The organism is Sphingopyxis sp. MC1, from assembly GCF_000371385.1.
Lineage (GTDB): Bacteria > Pseudomonadota > Alphaproteobacteria > Sphingomonadales > Sphingomonadaceae > Sphingopyxis > Sphingopyxis terrae.
Genome location: NZ_AOUN01000001.1, coordinates 54,240 through 68,613, shown reverse-complemented (window position 1 = coordinate 68,613; position 14,374 = coordinate 54,240). Strand labels below are relative to the sequence as shown.

The window sequence follows — 14,374 nt, the reverse complement described above, 5'->3', positions numbered from 1 at the left end:
TTACACGCTTTTCTGCGCCTTTCGCGCCGGTCGCCGTGCGCGGCTGCGCGGCGGTGCTGACAGCGCGCATTTCCCCTGCTAACGGCGCGCGATGACGACTCCTCTCTCGCATATCCGTAATTTCTCGATCATCGCGCATATCGACCATGGCAAGTCGACGCTCGCCGACCGGCTGATCCAGTTCACCGGCGGGCTGACCGAGCGCGAAATGTCCGCGCAGGTTCTCGACAATATGGACATCGAGAAAGAGCGCGGGATCACGATCAAGGCGCAGACGGTACGCCTGTCGTACAAGGCGCACGACGGTGAAACCTATCAGCTCAATCTGATGGACACGCCCGGCCACGTCGACTTCGCCTATGAAGTGTCGCGCAGCCTGGCGGCGTGCGAGGGCGCGCTGCTCGTCGTCGATGCGGCGCAGGGGGTCGAGGCGCAGACGCTCGCCAACGTCTATCAGTCGATCGAGCATGACCATGAAATCGTGCCGGTCATCAACAAGATCGACCTGCCCGCCGCCGACACCGACAAGGTGAAGGCGGAGATCGAGGATATCATCGGCCTGCCCGCCGACGATGCGGTGCTGGCCAGCGCCAAGTCGGGGATCGGCATCGAAGAAACCCTCGAAGCCATCGTCGCCAGGATTCCGCCGCCGAAGGGCGATGCCGCGGCGCCGCTTGTCGCGATGCTCGTCGACAGCTGGTACGACCCTTATCTCGGCGTCGTGATCTTGGTCCGCGTCGTCGACGGGGTGCTGAAAAAGGGTCAGCAGATCAAGTTCATGCAGGCGGGGACGACCCATCTGATCGACCGCGTCGGCTGTTTCACCCCGAAGCGGACCGACCTTGTCGAGATCGGTCCGGGCGAGATCGGTTTCATCACCGCACAGATCAAGGACGTTGCGCAGGCGCGTGTCGGCGATACGGTCACCGACGCCAAAAGGCCCGCCGCGGCGCCGCTGCCGGGGTTCAAGGAAGTGCAGCCGGTCGTTTTCTGCGGCCTCTTCCCGACCGATGCCAATGATTTCGAGAAACTGCGCGAAAGCATCCAGAAGCTGCGCCTCAACGATGCGTCGTTCAGCTTCGAAATGGAAACGAGCGCCGCATTGGGTTTCGGCTTCCGCTGCGGTTTTCTGGGTCTTCTTCACCTCGAGATCATTCAGGAGCGGCTGACCCGCGAATATGACCTCGACCTCATCACCACCGCGCCGTCGGTGGTCTACAAGCTCAAGCTCACCCGGTCGAAGGAAGGCGGCCCGACCGAGATGGAGCTGCACAATCCTGCCGACATGCCCGATCCGAACCGGATCGAGGAGATTGAGGAGCCGTGGATCGAGGCGGTTATCTATGTCCCCGACGAATATCTGGGCTCGATCCTCAAACTCTGTCAGGACCGCCGCGGCATCCAGAAGAATCTGACCTATGTCGGCGGCCGCGCGCAGATCACCTATGAACTGCCGCTCAACGAAGTGGTGTTCGATTTCTACGACCGGCTGAAGAGCATTTCGCGCGGCTATGCCTCGTTCGACTATCACCAGATCGGTCACCGCCCCGGCGATCTCGTCAAGATGAGCATCCTCGTCAACAACGAGCCGGTCGATGCGCTGTCGATGATCGTCCACCGCGGCAGCGCCGAGGCGCGCGGACGCGGGATGTGCGAGCGGCTCAAGGATCTGATCCCGCGCCACATGTTCAAGATCCCGATCCAGGCGGCGATCGGCGGCAAGGTGATCGCGCGCGAAACCATCGCGGCGCTGCGCAAGGACGTCACCGCCAAATGCTATGGCGGCGACGCGACCCGCAAGAAGAAGCTCCTCGAAAAGCAGAAGGAGGGCAAGAAGCGGATGCGCGAATATGGCAACGTCAACATCCCGCAGGAGGCGTTCATCGCGGCGCTGCGAATGGGCGACGACGCCTGAGGGCGCGCGCTACATCTCGATGATGATCTTGACCTTCGCCGGTGTCGTGCCGGCGGCCTCGGCGATCTCGCGGCGCGCCTGCGCGACCAGCTCGCCGAGATGTGCCGACTGAGGCGGACCGCCGAGGCCGTTCAGGTCTGCAAGCGGGGTGCCGAGCACATCGGCGAGCCGGCGCAGCCGCGCCGGCTTGGGGCGCGACCGGTCCTGCTCCCAATAGCAGACCGACGTCACCGCAACGCCAAGCTGGCGGGCAATATCCCGCTGCGTCAGCTGCCGCGCCTTGCGCAACCGCACCAGCCGCCCGCCGAGCGTTTCGGGAAAGGCGGCGCCCCCGGCGGAATCGAGGGTATTGAAATCCATTATCTGCACGACCCGGCCATTTCGTTTTTTGGCCGTTCCGAATATCAAAGCGCGCGGCGGGCTACTTTCAACTTTTCACGCAAAAATAAGGGGCTGCGCACTTCGGGCCGCAGCGATTGTCTTTCGGCCCGGGCGGCGATAGCTTGCGGGCAACGACGACAGCCGGGAAAGGACGAAGCGTGCACGCTCCGGCAAGGCCGATCGACGACATCGTCGTGCACAGCGTGCTCAACGACGGAACCGCGGTATGCCTGCGGACGATCCGGCCCGACGACGCCGGCCTGCTCCGCGCCGGAATCCAGAAACTCTCAGCCGAATCGCGCTATCTGCGCTTCTTTTCGCCCGCGCCGGCCATGCCCGATGCGGTGATCGAGCGGCTGGTCGACGTCGACGGCCACGACCATATCGCCTGGGGCGCGATTTGCACCGAATGCGAGGGCGAACCGGCGATCGGTGCGGTTCATGCCGTCCGGCACAAGGCAGGCGCCGGCGGGGACGAGATGCGCGTCGGCGAATATTCGATCGCGATCCTCGACGCCTTTCACGGCCAGGGCCTCGCCCGGATGATGACCGCGGCGCTGCTCGTCGATTGTCTCGCCGAAGGGCTGACGACGCTTGACGTGAACATCCTGTCCGAAAATCACGCCGCACTGGGACTGATCAAGGCGATGGGCGGCACACGCAAGGAGGAATCGCGCGGCGTTGCGGAATATGTGATCGACGTCGCGGCGGCGCTGGAGGCGCTGCGCAGCGACGCGGGCGCACGCGGGGTTCAGGATGTGCTGAAGCAGCTCGGTGCCGGATAGGCCGGTGGTCCTCCCCGCCGCCGGGGGTCGCGACCGGCGGCGGGAAGGTGAAGAACGCGGGTGTCGGAGCCCCCGTGTCCCACGCACATCGCTCTAACGGCGCTGCCATGACGTCACCGTGACCGACGTCACAGGGGCGAATTTTTTAGATCACGAACAAGCGAAAGGGCGCCAGCGGCATGCGCTGGCGCCCTTTCCAGGCTGTCCGTGACCCGCGGGGGGCGCAGGTCGGGGACAGTCTTACTTCTTCTGCGTGTCGCCGACGCCGGTTTCCGACGGGGCAACCTCGCCATTGTCGTCCATGGCGTTGGCCTTTTCCTCGCCCATTTCTTCGACGCGGTCGGCCTTGTTCTCCATGGCTTCCTTGGCGGCGCCATCGGGCATGGTGTCGGCCTGAGCATCGATGGCGTCGGCCCGCGATTCGGCCTGATCCTCGACACTGTCGGCGGCGGGGCTCTGGCAAGCGCCGAGCGCGAGGGCCGAAGCGGCGGTGAGGGTAAGAGCAATCTTGCGCATTATAACAGTTCTCCCTTGTTACAGGGGGGGCAACGCCGCGCCGCTGGCATCGGTTGCAACAAAATTTGCAAGCCTATGCTTTCGCAATGCTATTTTTTGTTTTCACGCCGCTCCTGTCCCGCTCCGACGCAAAAAAAGGGGCGCCCGCAGGCGCCCCCTTCATCGTGTATCGCGCGCGATGCGATCAGAAGCGCTGCTGGCGCTCGTACAGATCGCGGTAGTGCTGGATACGCGTAACGCGCAGGCCCGGCATGCCGCTGCGGTCGATCGATCGCTGCCAGCCGGCAAACTCCTCGAGCGTCAGCGAATAGCGCTCACACGCTTCGTCCACGGTCAACAGGCCGCCATTGACGGCTGCGACCACTTCCGCCTTGCGGCGAACGACCCAGCGCGTGGTGTTCGCAGGCGGCAGACTGTCCAGCGTCAGCGGTTCCCCGAGGGGGCCGATGACCTGGGCGGGCCGGATTTTCTGATTCTCGATCATGCTCATTCCATAAAATCTTCGTCGTGGGGGATCGGCAAAGCCGACGTCCGTGCTTTTATAGAAGAGGGGTTCAACATCGGCTGAAACCCTCTGGTAAACGCGCCGTTCACAGTTTCGGGCAGCCCGTTCGCTTCGTCCGACAAGTCGAAGAAGCGCGCGGGGCGAACCACCTCGTCATCCAGTGCCTGCACCCCGCCGCCCAGCATTTCGCGCACCGCGCCGACCGCTGCGGCATGCGATTCGCCGATCTCGCGCTCACGCAGCAAGCGAACCGTCGGAAGCGCCGCCTGCCGCGCCCGCGACACGGCGAGCAATATGTCGAAGCCGGGCTTCGACAGGCTCGTCGCATCGGCCGGATGCGGAAGGTCGGAGGGAAGCAAGTTCATGCTGCCTGTCTAGCGCGTGCGGCCTAAGGTCCAGTAAATGCCCATTTCATCGCTTGTTAGCGAAGCTTAACCCCCGTCAATATCTTGACACTCGCCGCGGAAAAGCTGGCTTTTTGCCTGATCGCTCCCTAGATGGCGGGCATCATGGCAACCGTAATTTCACCCGCGGGCCTCGCCCAGGCCGACTTCCAGCTTGCCGGTCCGTTAAAGGATCGGCGAATCGTGGTCGCGATGTCGGGCGGAGTCGATTCGAGCGTCGTCGCCGCGCTTGCCGCACGGTCGGGCGCCGAGGTGATCGGCGTGACGCTGCAACTTTACGACCATGGCGCGAAGGCCAAGCGCGTCGGCGCTTGCTGCGCGGGGCAGGATATACGCGATGCGCGCGCGGTCGCCGACCGGCTTGGCTTCGCCCATTATGTCCACGACCATGAAAGCCGCTTTCGCGATACGGTGATCGACCAGTTCGCCGACGAATATCTCGCGGGCCGGACGCCGATCCCGTGCGTCCGCTGCAACATGGGTGTGAAATTCACCGATCTTTTCCAGCTCGCGCGCGATCTGGGCGCCGATTGCCTCGCGACCGGCCATTATGTGCGCCGCATGATGGGGCCGGCCGGTGCCGAGCTGCACCGGGCGGTCGATCCGGCCCGCGATCAGAGCTATTTCCTCTTTGCGACCACGCAGGAGCAACTCGACTTTCTTCGTTTCCCGCTCGGCGGGCTCGAAAAGAGCGTGGTGCGCGAAATCGCCCGCGATCTCGGCCTTGGCGTTGCGGGCAAACCCGACAGCCAGGACATTTGTTTCGTCCCCGACGGCGACTATGCGACGCTGGTGCGCAAGCTGCGTCCGGAGGCGGAAGATCGCGGTGAGATCGTGCATGTCGACGGCACGGTGCTGGGCGCACACAAGGGACTTATCCATTATACGGTCGGTCAGCGCCGCGGCATCGACATCGGCGGGCAGGCCGAGCCGCTCTATGTCATACGCCTCGATGCAGCGGCGAAGCGCGTCATCGTGGGGCCGCGCCGCGCGCTGGCCGTCGCGGGTGCGCGGATCGGCGAAGCGAACTGGCTTGCCGAGGTCGATCGTCGCCCGGTTCTGGCTAAGGTGCGTAGCATGGCGAAGCCCGTGCCGGCGCAGATGGACGGCGACCGACTGCTCTTCGCCGCGCCCGAATATGGCGTTGCGCCCGGCCAGGCGGCGGTGCTCTATGATGCAGCCGAACCCACGCGCGTACTCGGCGGCGGCTGGATAGAGGAAAGCTTCGCGGCCGAGCCGACGGAATAGATTGCACTTTCATTCCCGATGCCGCAGCTTCGGCGCAAAGCAAGGGAGAGACGATCATGGTCAATTGGGTGTTGCGCGGCGCGGTCCTGCTCTGGGCGCTGCTCTTCTTCATCGTCGGCATTCGCGGCGTGCTGAACCCTGCCAGCTTTACTGAAACCTTCGGAATCATCGCCGACGGCGTTGCCGCGAACACGGTGCGTGCCGACATGTCGGCCTTTTTCCTTGTGGCCGCCGGTGGCGCGGCGATCGGCGGACTGCTGCGCGGTTGGTCGCGGGCGCTGCTGGTTCCTGCCGCGCTCTACGGCACCGCGCTGGTCGGCCGCCTGATCGGGGTCGCGAGCGGTGACCTGGTCAACAGCGGCATCGTGCAGGCGATGATTATCGAAGCCCTGTCGGTCGGCCTTATGATCACGGCCTATTATATGCTGTCGCGCGCTTCGGCTTCAGGAGTCGAGATTTCGTCATAATGAGCTGATCGATAACGAGAAATTCGGTCCTGTTGTGTTGCGGGCCGGTTTATGCGTAAATTAACATCGGGTCGCGCTTCTGTTTCCTGTGTGAAAGGGGCCGCACATGACATCCGATGACGACAAGCGGGACAGTTCGGACCGGCGCCAGAGCGATCGGCGCGTCGCGGACGATCCCGACTACAAGGGCCCCGAGCGCCGTCAGGGCGACCGGCGGTCGGGCAAGGAACGCCGTACCGGGGGCTGACCGATCGGGCAGGCTGGCGGCACGGTTCAGGAGAATGACCGTGACCCAAACAGAATTGCCGCGCCTCAGCGTCGATATCGTGTCCGACGTGATGTGCCCCTGGTGCATTATCGGCTGGCTGAAGTTTCAGAAGGTCATGGCGCATTTTGAGGGACGGTTGGCCTTCCGTGTCCAATGGCACCCCTTCGAACTCAACCCGCACATGCCCCCTGAGGGCGAAGACGCGGTCGAACACGTCATCCGGAAATACGGGATTACCCAAGAACAGAGCCGGGCCAATAGCGGGCGGCTGGCGGCGATTGCGGCCGACCTCGGCTTTGCATTCAATCGGGGGCCGGGTTTTCGCATGCGCAACAGCTTCGATGCGCATCGTTTGCTCACCTGGGCCGGAGCGTTGGAAGAGCCCGATCAGGCGACAGCGACCGGCGTTCAGACCGCGCTGAAACTCGCGCTGTTCCGTGCCCATTTCACCGACAATCGCGACGTCGGCGATCCCGCCGTCCTGATCGACGTTGCGGTCTCGGTCGGACTGGACGCGGCCCGCGCCGCCGCGATTCTGGACGGCGACGATTATGCCGAGATGGTGCGCATGGAAGAGGCCTATTGGGCCGACAATAATGTCACCGGCGTTCCGGCTTTCATTCTGGGCGGTCGCATGCTGATCCCCGGCGCGCAGGATCCCGAAGCCTTCATCCGGGTCATCGAAAACAAGGTACTGGCGACCGCCGCCTGAGGAACTGTACCCGCCGCACGGGCGTTTTCCATCCATTCCCGCCGCGCAGGCTCTTGGGGCCGATAGGCGCAATCAAGGAGATGGTTCGATGCCCGCTTCCCCCGACGAAGACGCCCCCGAAATGGTCAACCGCGAACAGGATGACGAACCCGCACAGGCGCAAACCATAGCTGCGGCGGCGCGTCAGGCGCGTCCGCTCGAAGACAGTCGGAAAGCGCCGGCACGCGACGAGGGCGACGACGCGCAGGATCTGGTCGATCATATGCGGCAGATGGAACGATCGGGCCGCATCGACATGGACGCCTATCGCGGCGAACGCAGCGACGATGACGAGGATGATGAGTTGGGACCGGGCGGGGTAGAAGACGACGAACCGCGCGGCGCTCCTTGAATATCGGCGATGCTAAAAGGGATTGAGCGTATAGCCCTGTTGCTGAAGCAGCGCGTGGGCGGTCATCGCCGATAGCGCCAGTTCGACGCCCGGGAGCAGATCGGTTTTTTTGACCCCCTGTCCCGCCGCGCTCTGGCCGCACACGATAATGCGGACACCGGCCTTTATCAGGGCATCGACAAGCGCGGCGTTGGGATTTTCCGCGCCGGGATACTTACGCCCATAGGCTTCCGTGCCCGCCACATCGAAGGTTGCGGGGCCATGCACGACAACTGCGAGATGGATGCGTTCCGCCGGTACCCCGGCTTCGACCTGCATGTTGAGAAAGCGGGCGGCCGATTCCAGCGTGCGATTGAGTGTCGCCTCTTTCGCCGTCGCAACGTCGAACGCGATGTGAAATTCGGTTCCCGCGGGAATGCGCATATCGGCGTCGGTAACACTTGCGACCTTGCCGAACGCCGGAATGACCGTACCGCCGTGAAAAGATGCCATCGGGTCGGGCGATGCCTTACCCATGTCGGCGGCTTGCACCGGCGACAGAAGGGCAAGGCCGGCAACAGCGAAGGCAAGCGCGAGCGGGCGGGACGGTGACATCGTGAGGTTCCTCTCGGATCGGGATTGATGGCGCAGCCTACCGTTCCGCTTCAGGCTGCACCAGCCCGCGAGCCTGTCAATCGCGCCGTTTGCGTACCAGATCCGCCGTCGCGAGGCCGCCGACGACGACGATGAAGCTCACCATCATCAGCGCGAAAAGAAGAACGGGGGTTTGGGTCAAGGGATCGGTCATGTCTGGGGCTCCTTGGTGGTTCGGAAGCCCTGACATGGATGAGCGGCGGCGCGGCGGCATTGATCCTGGTCAATATGGCGCCGCAGTGGCGGCGTCTGCCGGTCGTCGCTGGCGGTTCGGACCGGACTCGTCAGGACTTTGGTAAGCCTGCGCTGGCAAATTCGCCGGCATGCCGCACCCGACAGATATCCGTTCCGCTTCGCGTCGTCGCCGTATCCGCGCCCGCCGATCTGGGGGGATATGGGTGCTGGTGGCGGCAGCCGGAGCCTTTGCAGGAACCTTGGCGGCTTTGCACATGCAGGCGCCCGCGCCGGCCCACGCCGAGCTGTCATGGTCCGGCGCGACGAGAGCCGCTGCCCCCGAACCGCATTCGGCGCATTTCGGATTTTGTGATACCGGCGGCGGGCGCAATTGCGTCGTCGACGGCGATACCTTCTGGTTCGAGGGCCAGAAATACCGCCTCGCCGACATCGACACACCCGAGACGCATCCGCCGCGCTGTGCGCAGGAGGCGCGTTTGGGGACGCAGGCGACCGAGCGGCTGCGCGACTGGCTCAATTCGGGGGCCTTCCGGCTCGAAGAAAACGGACGCGACAGCGATCGCTACGGGCGCAAGCTGCGCATCGCCACCCGCGACGGGGTGAGCGTCGGCAGCGTGCTCATCAATGCGGGGCTGGCGCGGCCGTGGGAAGGGTATCGGCGCCCGTGGTGCTAGTCGCCGTCGGGCGCAGGGGGTAAGGCCTCGCGCAGCGGCTTGTTCGGGCCTGCGAGCTGCGCGTCGAGATCGTCGGCCAGCAATTGCGCGACGGGGTCGTCGCGGCGCGCGCGCAGCGTATCGCGGCGATCGGTCAGCGCCGCCGCGCGCTCGGCTTCGGGCAGCGCCATCACCTCGAGGTAAAAGCGCACCGCGGTCAGCCACGGCGCGTCGTCGCCCGGCACATCTTCGGCCCAGCGCGAGAAGGGGCCGCCCGCCGGCCCCCATTCTCCATCGTGGCGGTCAAGGAAGAAAAGCAGGCGCGAGCCGAGCGGTACCATGTAGCGGACGCAGCCGCCGATATAGGCGAGCGGATGGGCGTGCTGGAGCTCGTAGGGATTGCTGAGCGTGGCGAAGCGGCCGGTGGCGAGCGCGATCGGAAGCTTTTTCGGCGCGTCGGCAAGATTACCCTTGAGCGCCGCGATCGGTCGGATGTCGACGCGCATCGTGTCGGGGGCGCCGGCCTCGTCCATCGGGGTGCCGCCGGTGACGGTGGCGAGGAGGATCAGCTCGGCTTCGGCGGTCAGTTCCATGTTGGTCGGCACGGCATAACCCGGCGCGGGCGAGCAGGCCGCGGCCGGGAGCGGCGCGGCGAGGCAGGCGAAAACAGCGAGGAGAAGGGGGAAGCGCATGGCGGCCAAGCTAGCCCGCGTGTCGCCGCTTGGAAAGCCGGCGCGGTTTCGGAGCGCTTCGTCCAAGCCGATGGACCCGACTCGGCGCCCCATGCGTCTCATCCCCGTCGCGGCCGCCGGATCAGCTGGCGACGGCGCGGCAAGGAGAAGAACCATGGCCGAACACGATCATAGCGCGATCAAGGAACATATGGCCGTCATCGGCGCCGACGGCGTCCATGTCGGCACCGTCGATCATGTCGACGGCGAACGCATCAAGTTGACCAAGAGCGACAGCCCCCAGGCCGAGGATGGCAAGGGCGCGCGGCACCATTATCTGCCCGCCGGCCTCGTTGCCGCGGTCGAGGGCGATACGGTGCGCCTGTCGGCGACCGCCGCCAATGCGGTCGATCTGTTCGAAGAGGCGGATTGACCGACACCCCGATAACAGATGGCCGGGACGCAATCGGGCGCCCGGCACTGAAACTGGCCCGCCCAACTGCCTCCGGGCGGGCCATTTCATTTGCGCGTCAGGCCGAAAGCTTGCGCGCGCATTCGATGCAGAGCGCCGCCTCGGGCTTCGCGGCGAGCCGTTCGGCGGCGATATCCTTGCCGCAGCTGGTGCAGATGCCGTAGCTTCCTTCGTCGATGCGGGCGATCGCCGCCGTCACCGCGGCGACTTCGCGCGCCAGCAGCGCATCTTCGCCCGCCAGCGCATCGTCATCCTCGCGCTCGATCGCCGCATCTTCGGCGTCGGCGCTGATCGGCGCGGTAAGGTCGGCGGCGACCCGCGCCCCGCGCGCCCTGAGGTCGGCGAGGCGCAGGATCAATCCGGTGCGCACCGCGGCGAAGCCGTCGCCGCCGCCGCTCATGCCGTCCGCTCCGCCGCGATGATCGCAGCGATCTCGTCGAGCAGCGCCAGCCGTTGCCGCTTCAGTTCCTCGGCATGTTCGTCGGACACCGGCTCGACCTCGCTTTCGGCGCGGTGGATGGCCCGGTTGACGACATGGTAGCGCTCCGCCAGCGCCGCGAAATGCGCATCGCCTTCCTTGAGCCGGTGGATCGCCGCGGCGTCGCCGGGAAATGCGTCGGCCAGTTCGTGGGGGGTATGCGACATGGGGCCTTCCTCCTGCTTCGATAATCTGCCGATCCTACCCCAACCGCGCCGCCGTGCATTGCGCTGAGTCAAAAACGGAGCCGGGGCACATCGCCCGGCTCCGTTCCGGTCGCCGTCCCGCGACCCACGGGACGGCGATCGTCGATTGCGGCCCCGAAAGGCCGAAAGCATATCAGCGTGCTTCGGCGGCACCCGCGGCGCGGACCGACAGATCGGCCTTGGGCAGCTTCGTCACCAGCGGCCCGGTCACGCTGTCGGCCTGGCTGTAGAGCGCCGAAAGCGGGACGTTGTAGAGCTTGCCGCCATCGACGACGATCGCATTGTCGCCGTCGATGCCCTGCACCGTGCCGATGCTCGCGCCCTTGGCGTCAGTCACCTGCGCACCGGCGCGCACCTGTTCGCGCGTTGCGAGCGTCAGCTTCGCCGAATCGACGGCATCGTTCGCGGCGCCATCGACGCTGTCGACCGTCTGGCCGACGCGGTCGGTGACACTGCCGACGGTGGCGGCGGGATCGAGTGCGGCGCCCGCGTTGAGGTTGGCCGCGCCGCCAAGGCCGACCTGCGCGACGGCGGGAACGGCGACGATCGCGGCACCGGCGGCGAGCGTCATCAGGGTCTTGCGCATCGGGTTTCTCCTTATTGTCCGATCAAGGCCGCCCGGAGGGGGGAAGGGGGGACGGGCGGCCTTGCCGACGAGAAACCGGCGCACCGGGCGTTCGTTGCCGCATGGGCGGCGGAGCGACCGGAGCGCGCGACGGAGCGATCAGGCGGGCGTGGGCCGCCGCGCGATCAGCTTGTTGAGCGTCGCGATCCGCCGCCGCGCCGCGCTCCAGTCGCGTTCGGGATGCGCGGCGATCTGGCGGAGGAGGGCGCCGAGTTCCTTGCGGCGGTCGCCTTCGGTCACGGGTTGCATGGGCTTTCTCCTTTCAGGAGCGCAGCATAGCATGGCCGCGGCCCGCCTGCGCACCGCTCACCCCGCGGGCGGGGCGGACCGGCTGGCGGTGCGCGGTCCCGGATCCGGAAGAACGACGGATCAGTCGGCGGAGGGCGGGGGATAGGGGGCGGCGGCACCGTGGTCGTAACTCAGGCTTTCCGACAGGCGGAAGCGGCCTTCGGCGGGTATCCATTGCCAGACGTGCATGTAGCGCGCGCCGCCGACCATGTCCCAGCGCGCGTCCTTGGCATTCCATTCGAAAAAGACATGCGCCGCCTCTTCGAGCGCGCCCCAGTCGCCGAGCGCGCGGATGACGCGCGATCCGGGGACGAGCAGGCGGCGGTTGCGATAGCCCGCCTGCGCGCCGCCGGGCGCGCGCGCGGCGCAATTTTTCTCCATCGACGCGACGAAATCGGCGCGGTCGGCGATCGCCAGCCCGCCCTTGTCGTGGAGCATCCGGTAATCGGGGGTGAGCAGATCGGGCAGCGCAGCCGGGTCGCAGCCTTCGAACACCGCCCAGAACAGCCGCGCATCGTTTGCCGCGATCGCCGCGTCGAGCGCGGCGCCGGTCGGCATCGGCGCGGGCTGCGCAGCGGCGGCGGGCGCCGGCGCGGGTTGGGCCTGCGGCGCGGGGGCCAGCGCGGCGGCGAGGAAGAGGGCGAGGGACATGGGTCGAGGCTCCTTGCTGTGTTATGTGCGTAATACGGTTACGCGCGGCGGGGTGCAAGTGGCGTTTCCGCGACCCGCCCTGTGGCGCAGCGATGGGGCGCGCGCGGACGGCGTGCCGCGCCAGCGGGATCGCGCCCGCTGGGCGTGGTGGAGGGGCGGCGTCTTCGGCCCCTCCGTCAGCCCTTGCGGGCTGCCACCTCCCCATGGCTTCGCCACAGGGAGGATCGGGCTTCGCCACAGGGAGGATCGCGGGACTGGCCGCCTGTGTGCCCCGGCGAAAGCCGGGGTCCATGGTGGGGGATCACAAGCGGTGGTGCAGGCCGCGCTGGGCCCCGGCTTTCGCCGGGGAGCACGGGGACCGCGCCGGCGGGGCTGGCGTCCGGGCGCGGCTGTCCCTATTTGTGCGGGTGATGAGCAATGGGGACCGAAGGATCGTCGTGATCGCGCGGCTGAAGCCCAAACCGCTGCTGGCGGGGGCGATCGTCTGTGCGCTGATATTGGCGGCGCTGGCGTTGGGGCAGGCGGAGCCGGTGCGCGGCGACGGCATGGGCGCGATGCTGCGCAGCCTGATCTTCGGCGATGCGGTGGCGACGACGGCGATGATCGCCGCGGCGATCGGCCTGTCGACCTGTTTCCGGCTGTGGCGCCAGCGCGACGCCTGGATCTTTCACGACGGCTTGCGCCTCTATCGCGGCAACAGCCTGTCGTGGCCGCTGGCGACGATCCGCGACGTGGTGATCGAACGCAGCGACATGGGCATCGCCTCGCTGCGGCTGGTCGTCGACGACGACAGCGAAACGACGCGCGAACTGGTGAAACTGCCGCTGCTCGAAGGCTCCCCCGAAGCGGTGCGCGGCGGCGTGCTGTTCGCGGCGGCAGGGGTGAAAGCGGTGCCGAGCGGGGTTACGGTGAATTGAGAGCGGCCGTGGGGCGGGCCTTTCGGATTTTCACACGAAGACACGAAGAGGTGTGGCTTCCTCCCAATCGTCACCCCGGACTTGATCCGGGGTCCATCACAGCGGCCGAGGCATGGCCCCCGGATCAAGTCCGGGATGACGATGGGGTCGATGTGTTTTCGATGCGGCTAGCGTTCTAGAATAATTGTCTCATTCCAGAGAGAACTTGGGTCACTTGTCGGATCTGTTCATTAAGCGTGCTCAACACGCTTCGACCCTTGACGCTAACGCCCTCGCCAAAAACCAAGTCAATGTGAAACGAGTGTTCTATATAGGTTTGCGCAGCACGAGGTCCCATAGTGCAAAGCACCGTTTCTCTTTCTTTGTCGCTGAGCAGATGATCGACGTGGGCTGGCCTCATGACGAGGTAATCGACAAATCCAACGGTGTTCATACCGTAGTCAAGTTTAGGTATCAGCGCGACTAGGTCTTTGCGGTGCTTGTCCACGTTGGCTATCTCGTTGATAGCCCACAGGGTATCATTTCCCCCGGGATACGGGCGTTGAGCGCAGATGAAATCCCATTGCTCCGGAGTGAGTTTCTTACTCAGTCCATGTTTCCCCATCATTCTCTCGTCTGGGAATGGAAGCGGCTTGCCGGTGTTCCCATCTATTCCTCCGAACGGGAAGCCTACGCCAGAGGATCCTCTCCCGTTATGTTCGACTAAGTAAGAAACTGCTTTGTCGAGCGAAACACGGATGCGTTGAACAATTTCTACGGTATCAAAAGCAATGTCTATATCAGGTTCTTTATCACGACTTGCGATTAAATGTATCATTCCATCGTTATATTGAGTTCTAATCGAGTATGCGCCGGAATTAGAATACCGGTCGATTGAGGATTTGAGTTGTTCAAATTTGCGGCGAGCACGGGCTACGTTCTCTCGCGAGGCTGCTAAAGTGCTGGTAATGTCTGACACTAATCGAAAGCCTAGTCAGGTTTCGTCGGATGCTG

Annotated in this window: 22 protein-coding genes; 10 read left to right on the top strand and 12 right to left on the bottom strand. The window is 65.3% G+C overall.

Going from position 1 to position 14,374, the window contains the following annotated elements; translation table 11 throughout:
• The first annotated feature begins 91 nt into the window (after nucleotides 1-91).
• Nucleotides 92-1,915 carry a translation elongation factor 4 gene (gene lepA / locus EBMC1_RS00360; protein ID WP_003038793.1) on the top strand — a complete coding sequence of 608 codons (1,824 nt, stop codon included), beginning with the start codon at nucleotides 92-94 and terminating at the stop codon, nucleotides 1,913-1,915.
• Nucleotides 1,916-1,924: 9 nt separating this feature from the next.
• Here lepA and EBMC1_RS17655 read toward each other — a convergent pair whose 3' ends face one another.
• Complete coding sequence (locus tag EBMC1_RS17655; RefSeq protein WP_003038791.1) at nucleotides 1,925-2,275, bottom strand: helix-turn-helix domain-containing protein; 351 nt, start codon at nucleotides 2,273-2,275, stop codon at nucleotides 1,925-1,927.
• A 179-nt stretch (nucleotides 2,276-2,454) separates the two neighbouring features.
• On the opposite strand from EBMC1_RS17655, the gene EBMC1_RS00350 reads away from it, so the two are divergent.
• The gene (locus tag EBMC1_RS00350) at nucleotides 2,455-3,081 is read left to right on the top strand and encodes a GNAT family N-acetyltransferase (protein WP_003038790.1); all 627 of its coding nucleotides are present in this window, start codon (nucleotides 2,455-2,457) and stop codon (nucleotides 3,079-3,081) included.
• A 240-nt stretch (nucleotides 3,082-3,321) separates the two neighbouring features.
• On the opposite strand, the gene EBMC1_RS00345 is transcribed toward EBMC1_RS00350, so the two are convergent.
• The 3 genes from EBMC1_RS00345 to EBMC1_RS00335 form a co-directional block, all read right to left on the bottom strand.
• On the bottom strand, nucleotides 3,322-3,597 hold the full coding sequence (locus EBMC1_RS00345; RefSeq protein ID WP_003038787.1) for a hypothetical protein: 276 nt from the start codon (nucleotides 3,595-3,597) through the stop codon (nucleotides 3,322-3,324).
• Between the two features lie 184 nt (nucleotides 3,598-3,781).
• Nucleotides 3,782-4,081, bottom strand: coding sequence for a CtrA inhibitor SciP (gene sciP, locus EBMC1_RS00340; RefSeq protein ID WP_003038785.1), 300 nt, complete (start codon nucleotides 4,079-4,081; stop codon nucleotides 3,782-3,784).
• A gap of 2 nt (nucleotides 4,082-4,083) precedes the next feature.
• Nucleotides 4,084-4,467, bottom strand: coding sequence for a hypothetical protein (locus EBMC1_RS00335; RefSeq protein ID WP_003038783.1), 384 nt, complete (start codon nucleotides 4,465-4,467; stop codon nucleotides 4,084-4,086).
• 144 nt (nucleotides 4,468-4,611) lie between these two features.
• On the opposite strand from EBMC1_RS00335, the gene mnmA reads away from it, so the two are divergent.
• From mnmA to EBMC1_RS00315, 5 genes are all read left to right on the top strand, one after another.
• Nucleotides 4,612-5,754 carry a tRNA 2-thiouridine(34) synthase MnmA gene (gene mnmA / locus EBMC1_RS00330; protein ID WP_040589047.1) on the top strand — a complete coding sequence of 381 codons (1,143 nt, stop codon included), beginning with the start codon at nucleotides 4,612-4,614 and terminating at the stop codon, nucleotides 5,752-5,754.
• Between the two features lie 56 nt (nucleotides 5,755-5,810).
• Nucleotides 5,811-6,221, top strand: coding sequence for a hypothetical protein (locus EBMC1_RS00325; RefSeq protein WP_003038778.1), 411 nt, complete (start codon nucleotides 5,811-5,813; stop codon nucleotides 6,219-6,221).
• Between the two features lie 106 nt (nucleotides 6,222-6,327).
• Entirely contained in the window at nucleotides 6,328-6,468 is a 141-nt protein-coding gene (locus EBMC1_RS18605) for a hypothetical protein (RefSeq protein ID WP_162928311.1), read from the top strand.
• A gap of 34 nt (nucleotides 6,469-6,502) precedes the next feature.
• Complete coding sequence (locus tag EBMC1_RS00320; RefSeq protein WP_003038775.1) at nucleotides 6,503-7,201, top strand: DsbA family oxidoreductase; 699 nt, start codon at nucleotides 6,503-6,505, stop codon at nucleotides 7,199-7,201.
• 88 nt (nucleotides 7,202-7,289) lie between these two features.
• Nucleotides 7,290-7,592 carry a hypothetical protein gene (locus EBMC1_RS00315; protein ID WP_003038773.1) on the top strand — a complete coding sequence of 101 codons (303 nt, stop codon included), beginning with the start codon at nucleotides 7,290-7,292 and terminating at the stop codon, nucleotides 7,590-7,592.
• A gap of 12 nt (nucleotides 7,593-7,604) precedes the next feature.
• On the opposite strand, the gene EBMC1_RS00310 is transcribed toward EBMC1_RS00315, so the two are convergent.
• Nucleotides 7,605-8,186 (bottom strand): DsrE family protein, encoded by a 582-nt coding sequence (locus tag EBMC1_RS00310; RefSeq protein WP_003038770.1) that lies wholly within the window; start codon nucleotides 8,184-8,186, stop codon nucleotides 7,605-7,607.
• 488 nt (nucleotides 8,187-8,674) lie between these two features.
• On the opposite strand from EBMC1_RS00310, the gene EBMC1_RS18725 reads away from it, so the two are divergent.
• Nucleotides 8,675-9,094, top strand: a complete 420-nt coding sequence (locus EBMC1_RS18725) for a thermonuclease family protein (protein ID WP_003038769.1) — start codon at nucleotides 8,675-8,677, stop codon at nucleotides 9,092-9,094.
• On the opposite strand, the gene EBMC1_RS00300 is transcribed toward EBMC1_RS18725, so the two are convergent.
• The gene (locus EBMC1_RS00300) at nucleotides 9,091-9,765 is read right to left on the bottom strand and encodes a hypothetical protein (protein WP_040589020.1); all 675 of its coding nucleotides are present in this window, start codon (nucleotides 9,763-9,765) and stop codon (nucleotides 9,091-9,093) included. The genes EBMC1_RS18725 and EBMC1_RS00300 overlap by 4 nt on opposite strands.
• A gap of 154 nt (nucleotides 9,766-9,919) precedes the next feature.
• On the opposite strand from EBMC1_RS00300, the gene EBMC1_RS00295 reads away from it, so the two are divergent.
• Complete coding sequence (locus EBMC1_RS00295; protein ID WP_003038763.1) at nucleotides 9,920-10,177, top strand: DUF2171 domain-containing protein; 258 nt, start codon at nucleotides 9,920-9,922, stop codon at nucleotides 10,175-10,177.
• A gap of 97 nt (nucleotides 10,178-10,274) precedes the next feature.
• Here the strand turns inward: EBMC1_RS00295 and EBMC1_RS00290 are convergent, their stop codons facing one another.
• From EBMC1_RS00290 to EBMC1_RS00275, 5 genes are all read right to left on the bottom strand, one after another.
• Nucleotides 10,275-10,616, bottom strand: a complete 342-nt coding sequence (locus EBMC1_RS00290) for a TraR/DksA family transcriptional regulator (RefSeq protein WP_003038760.1) — start codon at nucleotides 10,614-10,616, stop codon at nucleotides 10,275-10,277.
• A complete protein-coding gene (locus EBMC1_RS00285; RefSeq protein WP_003038757.1) occupies nucleotides 10,613-10,861 on the bottom strand; it encodes a YdcH family protein in 249 nt (82 codons plus the stop codon). The genes EBMC1_RS00290 and EBMC1_RS00285 overlap by 4 nt, the downstream gene beginning before the upstream one ends.
• A gap of 172 nt (nucleotides 10,862-11,033) precedes the next feature.
• Complete coding sequence (locus EBMC1_RS00280; RefSeq protein WP_003038754.1) at nucleotides 11,034-11,486, bottom strand: hypothetical protein; 453 nt, start codon at nucleotides 11,484-11,486, stop codon at nucleotides 11,034-11,036.
• Between the two features lie 138 nt (nucleotides 11,487-11,624).
• Entirely contained in the window at nucleotides 11,625-11,774 is a 150-nt protein-coding gene (locus EBMC1_RS18600; protein ID WP_003038752.1) for a hypothetical protein, read from the bottom strand.
• A 120-nt stretch (nucleotides 11,775-11,894) separates the two neighbouring features.
• Entirely contained in the window at nucleotides 11,895-12,464 is a 570-nt protein-coding gene (locus EBMC1_RS00275) for a DUF4440 domain-containing protein (RefSeq protein WP_003038750.1), read from the bottom strand.
• 410 nt (nucleotides 12,465-12,874) lie between these two features.
• Here EBMC1_RS00275 and EBMC1_RS00270 point away from each other — a divergent pair, with 410 nt between their 5' ends.
• Nucleotides 12,875-13,381 (top strand): hypothetical protein, encoded by a 507-nt coding sequence (locus tag EBMC1_RS00270; RefSeq protein ID WP_156000818.1) that lies wholly within the window; start codon nucleotides 12,875-12,877, stop codon nucleotides 13,379-13,381.
• A gap of 175 nt (nucleotides 13,382-13,556) precedes the next feature.
• Here EBMC1_RS00270 and EBMC1_RS18240 read toward each other — a convergent pair whose 3' ends face one another.
• Nucleotides 13,557-14,339, bottom strand: a complete 783-nt coding sequence (locus tag EBMC1_RS18240) for a hypothetical protein (protein ID WP_156000815.1) — start codon at nucleotides 14,337-14,339, stop codon at nucleotides 13,557-13,559.
• Between the last annotated feature and the right edge of the window lie 35 nt (nucleotides 14,340-14,374).